Annotated in this window: 7 protein-coding genes; 2 read left to right on the top strand and 5 right to left on the bottom strand. The window is 61.5% G+C overall.

The window, feature by feature from the left end; all coding sequences use genetic code 11:
• Positions 1 to 129: 129 nt before the first annotated feature.
• The gene (gene trxB, locus WBR57_RS29450) at positions 130 to 1,092 is read right to left on the bottom strand and encodes a thioredoxin-disulfide reductase (protein WP_424088988.1); all 963 of its coding nucleotides are present in this window, start codon (positions 1,090 to 1,092) and stop codon (positions 130 to 132) included.
• A 293-nt stretch (positions 1,093 to 1,385) separates the two neighbouring features.
• Between trxB and cysZ the strand changes: the two genes are divergently transcribed.
• On the top strand, positions 1,386 to 2,150 hold the full coding sequence (gene cysZ, locus WBR57_RS29445) for a sulfate transporter CysZ (RefSeq protein ID WP_424088986.1): 765 nt from the start codon (positions 1,386 to 1,388) through the stop codon (positions 2,148 to 2,150).
• A 54-nt stretch (positions 2,151 to 2,204) separates the two neighbouring features.
• Positions 2,205 to 3,407: a glycosyltransferase family 4 protein gene (locus WBR57_RS29440; protein WP_424088984.1), complete on the top strand. Its 1,203-nt coding sequence runs from the start codon at positions 2,205 to 2,207 to the stop codon at positions 3,405 to 3,407.
• Here WBR57_RS29440 and WBR57_RS29435 read toward each other — a convergent pair.
• The 4 genes from WBR57_RS29435 to WBR57_RS29420 all read right to left on the bottom strand — a co-directional run.
• Positions 3,376 to 4,479: an NADH:flavin oxidoreductase gene (locus WBR57_RS29435; protein WP_424088982.1), complete on the bottom strand. Its 1,104-nt coding sequence runs from the start codon at positions 4,477 to 4,479 to the stop codon at positions 3,376 to 3,378. The genes WBR57_RS29440 and WBR57_RS29435 overlap by 32 nt on opposite strands.
• A 139-nt stretch (positions 4,480 to 4,618) precedes the next feature.
• Positions 4,619 to 5,101, bottom strand: coding sequence for a glutathione peroxidase (locus tag WBR57_RS29430; RefSeq protein ID WP_424088980.1), 483 nt, complete (start codon positions 5,099 to 5,101; stop codon positions 4,619 to 4,621).
• A gap of 101 nt (positions 5,102 to 5,202) precedes the next feature.
• The gene (locus WBR57_RS29425) at positions 5,203 to 5,667 is read right to left on the bottom strand and encodes a CreA family protein (protein WP_424088978.1); all 465 of its coding nucleotides are present in this window, start codon (positions 5,665 to 5,667) and stop codon (positions 5,203 to 5,205) included.
• A gap of 15 nt (positions 5,668 to 5,682) precedes the next feature.
• Positions 5,683 to 6,040 (bottom strand): PUA domain-containing protein (locus tag WBR57_RS29420; RefSeq protein ID WP_424088976.1); only part of this gene is annotated, 358 nt, incomplete at its 5' end.

The raw sequence follows: 6,040 nt of genomic DNA, 5'->3' as shown, positions 1-6,040 counted from the left end.
AGTCAATACATCGGGTGACTGACACACCGCTTTCGCGAGCAAGCCCGCTCCCACATTTGGACTGCGGTGATCATCAAATCCCGTGCATAAAAAAACCGGCCTCGCAGCCGGTTTTTTTGTTTCTGCGGTTTAGAACGCAGCGTCCTTCAAACCGTCGAGGTAACGCTCGGCGTCCAGGGCTGCCATGCAACCGGCGCCGGCCGAGGTGATGGCCTGGCGGTAAACGTGGTCGGCCACGTCGCCGGCAGCGAAGATGCCGTCGATGTTGGTGGCAGTCGCGTTACCTTCACGGCCGCCCTGCACCACCAGGTAACCGTCTTTGGCTTCCAGCACACCTTCGAACAGCGAGGTGTTCGGGGTGTGGCCAATGGCGATGAACACGCCGTCGACTTTCAACTCGTCGAAGCTGCCGTCGTTGTTCTTCAGGCGGGCACCGGTCACGCCCATGTTGTCGCCCAGGACTTCGTCCAAGGTGGCATTGAGCTTGAGGATGATCTTGCCTTCAGCGACACGGGCGTGCAGCTTGTCGATCAGGATCTTCTCGGCGCGGAAGGTCTCGCGGCGGTGAACCAGGGTCACGGTGCTGGCGATGTTGGCCAGGTACAGCGCTTCTTCCACGGCAGTGTTGCCACCACCGACCACGGCGACCGGCTTGTTGCGGTAGAAGAAACCGTCGCAGGTCGCACAGGCCGAAACGCCTTTGCCCATGAACGCCTCTTCCGACGGCAGGCCCAGGTAACGAGCGCTGGCGCCGGTGGCGATGATCAGCGCGTCACAGGTGTACACGCCGCTGTCGCCGGTCAGGCTGTAAGGTTTTTTCGAGAAGTCGACTTTGTTGATGTGGTCAAAGACGATCTCGGTCTCAAAGCGCTCGGCGTGTTCTTTCATCCGCTCCATCAGCACCGGGCCGGTCAGGCCGTGGACGTCGCCCGGCCAGTTGTCGACTTCAGTGGTGGTGGTCAACTGACCGCCCGCCTGCATGCCGGTGATCAGCAACGGCTTGAGGTTGGCCCGGGCAGCGTAGACGGCAGCGCTGTAACCGGCAGGGCCGGAACCGAGAATAATCACTCGCGAATGACGGGTATCAGACATGACTCACTCCTATCGACCGCCCGGACTACAAGACGGCTGGAATAAAAAAGGGACCACGAAGCACTTGGGGAAGGCTTGAACTCGCAGGCCCTGAAAATAATGGGTGCAGGGTATCGAGGGGGGCAAGATTAAGGAAATACGCAATAACAATCCAGCTCATAGGTGGTCTCTATGCAGTCCACACTATTAATCGACGGCTTTGTTACCTTACATGTACTGCAGAGGTCGCCGCTTTCACCGCTGATGCAAAGCCGGTAAGGTCGGCGCGTTCGTCATCCTGCTCGGAGTTCACCATGCCCGCCCCTGTTCTTTCCGGCCCGCAATACCTGCGCGAAGGTCTCAAACTGGTGTTGAGCCCAGGCCTGCGCCTGTTTGTGCTGCTGCCGCTGGCCATCAACCTGGTGCTGTTCGTCGGCTTGATTTACTTCGCCGGCCATCAGTTCAGCCTGTGGGTCGACCACTTGATGCCGACGCTGCCCGACTGGCTGAGCTTTCTGAATTACCTGCTGTGGCCTTTGTTCGTGGTGCTGGTGGTGCTGATGGTGTTTTTCACCTTCACCATGCTGGCCAATATCATTGCGGCGCCTTTTAACGGGTTTCTGGCGGAGAAGGTCGAGGTGGTGGTGCGCGGCACCGATGATTTCCCGGCGTTCAGTTGGGGCGAACTGGTGGCGATGGTGCCGCGCACGCTCGCGCGGGAAATGCGCAAACTGGGCTACTTCCTGCCGCGCGCCATCGGCCTGTTCATCCTGTCGTTCATTCCGGTGGTCAACTTGATCGCTGCGCCACTGTGGCTGCTGTTCGGCGTGTGGATGATGGCGATCCAGTACATCGACTACCCGGCCGACAACCACAAGTTGGGCTGGAACGAAATGCTCGCCTGGCTGCGCAAGAAGCGCTGGCAGAGCATGAGCTTTGGCGGGATCGTCTACCTGGTGCTGCTGGTGCCGGTGCTCAACCTGTTGATGATGCCGGCGGCGGTGGCGGGCGCCACGTTGTTCTGGGTGCGCGAGCAAGGTGCTGAAGCAATGGCGGCGCCAAAGGTCACCCAGTCATAAATCCATCATGCCAATGACACAATGAAGACATGGCCCACGGCGACACTGTGGGTCATGACGACAGCCTCGCTTCACATCACCCTGATCACCGAAACCTTCCCGCCAGAGATCAACGGGGTGGCCAATACCCTTGGCCGCCTGTGCGACGGTTTGCGCGCGCGCGGCCATCAAGTGGAACTGGTGCGCCCGCGCCAGGGCGCCGATCAGAGCCGGCCCAGCGACAATGACCTGCTGCTGTGCCGCGGCTGGCCGTTGCCGGGTTACCCGGGCCTGCAATGGGGCCAGTCGTCGATGCACAAATTGCTGCGCCGCTGGACACGCCAGCGCCCCGACGTGCTGTACATCGCCACCGAAGGCCCGCTGGGGCTGTCGGCCCTGCGGGCGGCGCGACGCTTGGGAATCAGCGTGGTCAGCGGCTTTCATACCAACTTCCAGCAGTATTCGAACCAATACGGCCTGAGCCTGCTGAGCCGCTTGGTCACGCATTACCTGCGCTGGTTTCATAACCGTTCGAGCCTGACCCTGGTGCCCAGCGCCAGCCAGCGTCTGGAGCTGGAGCGCCGGCATTTCGAGCGCCTCGGGATGCTGTCGCGCGGGGTCGACAGCCAGTTGTTCCACCCGGCCCGGCGCGACAGCGCATTGCGCGAACGCTGGGGCCTGGAAAACGACGACATTGCGATCCTGCATGTGGGGCGCCTGGCCCAGGAGAAAAACCTCGGCCTGCTCAAGCGCTGCTTTGATGCACTGCAGGCGACTTATCCACAGCGCCGGATGAAGCTGATCATCGTCGGTGATGGCCCGCAACGCGCGGTGCTGGAGCGAGAACTGCCCGAAGCGGTGTTCTGCGGCATCCAGCGTGGCGAGGAACTGGCAAGGCACTACGCTTCCGGGGATCTGTTCCTGTTCCCCAGCCTGACCGAGACCTTTGGCAATGTGGTGCTTGAAGCCATGGCGTCCGGGCTCGGCGTGGTGGCTTACGACCAGGCGGCAGCCACCCAGCACATTCGCCATGGCTACAACGGCGTGTTGGCCATGCCGGGGGATCAGGAGGCGTTTTGCGATGCGGCCATCTGGCTGCTGGAGGAGCGCGAGACCTTGCGCAGAGCCCGGCTGAATGCGCGGCAGCATGCCAGTCGCCAGGGCTGGCCGGCAATTATCGAGCAGTTCGAACGCCAGTTGCGCGGGGTGTGCGAGGACGGGCAACCAGTGCCCGCCCTGTCGCCGCTTACACCAGGGTCGTCAACGCCTCACGACTGAACGGCAGGATGTCGCCTTCACGCCCTTCGCGCACCTTCAGCGCCCAATCCGGGTCGACCAGCAACGCGCGGCCCACGGCGACCAGGTCGAACTCGTCGTTGTTCAGGCGCTCCAGCAGTTTTTCCAGGCTTGCCGGCTGCGCAACCTTGTCGGTGTTGACCATGAACTGCAGGAACTCGCCATCCAGGCCGACGCTGCCGACGGTGATGGTCGGCTTGCCGGTGAGCTGGCGCGTCCACCCGGCCAGGTTGAGCTCGGAACCTTCGAACTCCGGCTCCCAGAAACGGCGCGTGGAGCAGTGGAAAATATCCACACCGGCGTCGGACAACGGCTTCAGAAATTCACCCAGTGCCTCAGGGGTTTGCACCAGGCGTGCGGTGTAGTCCTGCTGCTTCCACTGGGAGAAACGCAGGATGATCGGGAAGTCCGGGGCCACGGCGGCGCGAGTGGCCTGGATCAGCTCGATGGCGAAGCGCGAACGATTAGCCAGGCTGCCCCCATATTCGTCGGTGCGCTGGTTGCTGCCTTCCCAGAAGAACTGGTCCACCAGATAACCGTGGGCGCCGTGGATTTCCACGCCGTCCATGCCGATGCTCTGGGCGTCCTTGGCGGCCTGGGCAAAGGCTGCGATCACATCCTTGATGTCCTGGGCGGTCATGCCGTGGACAACCACGTTGCCGTCCTTGAGTTTTTCCATCGGGCCATAGGCCGGCACGCTGGCATCAGGCTCAGTGCCGATGCGGCGCACGCTGCCCACGTGCCACAGCTGCGGCACGATCTTGCCGCCTTCGGCGTGCACGGCGTCGACTACTTTCTTCCAGCCGGCCAACGCGGCTTCACCGTAGAAATGCGGAACGTTCGGATAGCCGTTGGAAGCCTGGTGACCCACCACGGTGCCCTCGGTGATGATCAGGCCCACGCCCGCCGCAGCACGGCGGCGATAGTATTCGATGACCTTGGCGTTGGGTACGCCGCCCGGCGAGAACGAACGGGTCATTGGCGCCATCACTACGCGGGTCGACAATTGCAGTGCACCGAGCTGAAACGGTTTGAACAAGGCTTGGACAGGCATGGGAGCACTCCACGAAAAGACGAATTTATGATGTGGATAATATGGACCGCTCGCAGCGCTGCATAGCACTATTGATGTGGGTGATTAAGGGGTAAAAGCGAGGGGATCGATGGCCACGCAGAGCCCCTCTATCCGATATTCAGCTCAAGGCTTTTTCGATCGCCTGGACGATCGAAGGGTCTTCCGGCGGGGTGCGCGGCGAGAAGCGCGCAAGGACCCGACCGTCCTTGCCCAGCAGGAACTTCTCGAAATTCCAGGTGATATCCCCAGGAAACTCGGCGCCCTCCCCCGCCAGCAACCGGTACAGCTGGTGACGGTCAGGGCCGTTCACATCGAGCTTGCTGCCCAGCGGAAACGTCACGCCGTAGTTCAGGCTGCAGAACTCACGGATTTGCTCCTCGGTGCCCGGTTCCTGGCCTGCAAACTGGTTGCAAGGCAAGCCAAGCACGGTAAAACCCTGGTCCTTGTACTGCTGGTAGAGGTTTTCCAATGCCGCGTATTGCGGGGTCAAGCCACATTTGGAGGCCACATTGACCACCAGCACAACTTGCCCTTTAAAAGGCGCCAGCGGCAGCTCTTGTCCGTCCAGAGCTTTGAGTTTCAGGTCGTGGAAAGCACTCATGACGAACTCCAGATATCCTATGTTCTTTACGTTGCGACACGTCGAGATTACAACCCGCAAGCCTGCAATCATAGACGCCGATTACAAAACTCGCCTGCCGATTACTGAGCGGTCGGCCACGGCAGAATCGGAATCGCCGTCACCGCGTTCTGCGGGCTGCCTTCGATCAAGCGGTCGCTGTAGACCAGATACACCAGGGTATTGCGCTTCTTGTCGAGGAAGCGCACCACCTGCATGGTTTTGAACACCAGCGAGGTACGTTCCTTGAACACTTCGTCGCCATCCTTGAGGTCGCCCTTGAAGCGGATCGGCCCGACCTGACGGCAGGCGATCGAGGCTTCGGCGCGGTCTTCGGCCAGGCCGAGGCCGCCTTTCACGCCGCCGGTCTTGGCGCGCGACAGGTAACAGGTCACGCCGTCGACCTTGGGGTCATCAAACGCTTCGACCACGATCCGGTCGTTTGGGCCGACGAACTTGAACACTGTCGACACCTGGCCGATCTCTTCGGCCGAAGCCCACAGCGGCATGACCAGCAGCAGGCCGAGCAATCCCTTCATTACGCGCATCGTGTATTCCTTTGCTTAGACCAGGATGAGGTTATCGCGGTGCACCAGTTCCGGTTCCGCCATGTAACCCAATAGTCCGACAATCGCGTCGGACGATTGTCCAATGATTTTCTGCGCTTCAAGGGCGCTGTAGTTAGCCAGGCCACGGGCGATCTCACGGCCATCCGGCGCCACGCACACCACCATCTCGCCTCGGCGGAAGCTGCCCTGCACCCGCTTGACGCCCACCGGCAGCAGGCTCTTGTTGCCTTGGGACAAAGCCGAGACGGCGCCGTCGTCCAGCACCAGGGTGCCGCGGGTTTGCAGATGACCGGCCAGCCACTGCTTGCGCGCTGCCAGCATGCCGCGCTCCGGCGACAGCAGCGTGCCGATG

The organism is Pseudomonas sp. (genome assembly GCF_049590575.1).
Lineage (GTDB): Bacteria > Pseudomonadota > Gammaproteobacteria > Pseudomonadales > Pseudomonadaceae > Aquipseudomonas.
This window is presented reverse-complemented; position numbering and strand designations above follow the sequence as displayed.

Excerpts from the sequence above, each read along its gene's own strand:
- WBR57_RS29440 (WP_424088984.1), top strand. The coding sequence starts at position 2,205 with ATGACGACAGCCTCGCTTCACATCACCCTGATCACCGAAACCTTCCCG.
- cysZ (WP_424088986.1), top strand. The coding sequence starts at position 1,386 with ATGCCCGCCCCTGTTCTTTCCGGCCCGCAATACCTGCGCGAAGGTCTC.
- WBR57_RS29425 (WP_424088978.1), bottom strand. The coding sequence starts at position 5,667 with ATGCGCGTAATGAAGGGATTGCTCGGCCTGCTGCTGGTCATGCCGCTG.
- WBR57_RS29435 (WP_424088982.1), bottom strand. The coding sequence starts at position 4,479 with ATGCCTGTCCAAGCCTTGTTCAAACCGTTTCAGCTCGGTGCACTGCAA.
- trxB (WP_424088988.1), bottom strand. The coding sequence starts at position 1,092 with ATGTCTGATACCCGTCATTCGCGAGTGATTATTCTCGGTTCCGGCCCT.
- WBR57_RS29430 (WP_424088980.1), bottom strand. The coding sequence starts at position 5,101 with ATGAGTGCTTTCCACGACCTGAAACTCAAAGCTCTGGACGGACAAGAG.